Annotated in this window: 1 protein-coding gene; it reads left to right on the top strand. The window is 59.1% G+C overall.

The features are described 5' to 3' along the window. The first annotated feature begins 79 nt into the window (after positions 1–79). Positions 80–445, top strand: coding sequence for a CidA/LrgA family protein (locus OP496_RS18315; protein ID WP_280565428.1), 366 nt, complete (start codon positions 80–82; stop codon positions 443–445). The last annotated feature ends 125 nt before the right edge of the window (positions 446–570 follow it).

Raw genomic sequence — 570 nt, 5'->3', positions numbered from 1 at the left:
GCCGCGTCAGATGTGTATAAGATATAGCTCTGGTATGATGCGTGTCAATCTCCGGCACATTCATGCAAGGGCTATCCGCATGCTGTCCATCCTACGGGGTTTTCTGATCCTGACGGCGTTTTTGATGCTCGGCGACATCATCGTCGAGCTGTTCGCACTCCCGCTCTCCAGCGGGGTGGCCGGTATGTTATTGCTCACCCTCTGGCTTCTGCTGCGCCGCCGCTTGAGCCACGACCTCGACGCCGCCAGCCAACCGTTGATCGGCATGCTGGCACTGCTCATCATGCCAGGCGTCGTCGGCATCTTCTTCCAAGCCGACGAATTCAGCGGCCAATGGCTGACCATCTTCATCGCTCTGGTCCTGGGCACACTGCTCAGCTCGTTAACTACGCTGTGGCTGATGCAGCGTCTGGTCTCAATGTCCGGAGAGCGACCGCATGAGTGAGTTTTTACTTCGCCTGGAAAGCCTGGCCAACATGCTGCCGCAACGTCCTGAAACCGCCATCGTGCTCACCCTGGCGGCCTATTTCGCCGGCCTGCGACTTTTTGGCTGGCTGCGCTCGCCCGCCT

It is taken from the genome of Chromohalobacter sp. 48-RD10 (genome assembly GCF_029889785.1).
Taxonomy (GTDB): Bacteria; Pseudomonadota; Gammaproteobacteria; order Pseudomonadales; family Halomonadaceae; genus Chromohalobacter.
This window is presented reverse-complemented; position numbering and strand designations above follow the sequence as displayed.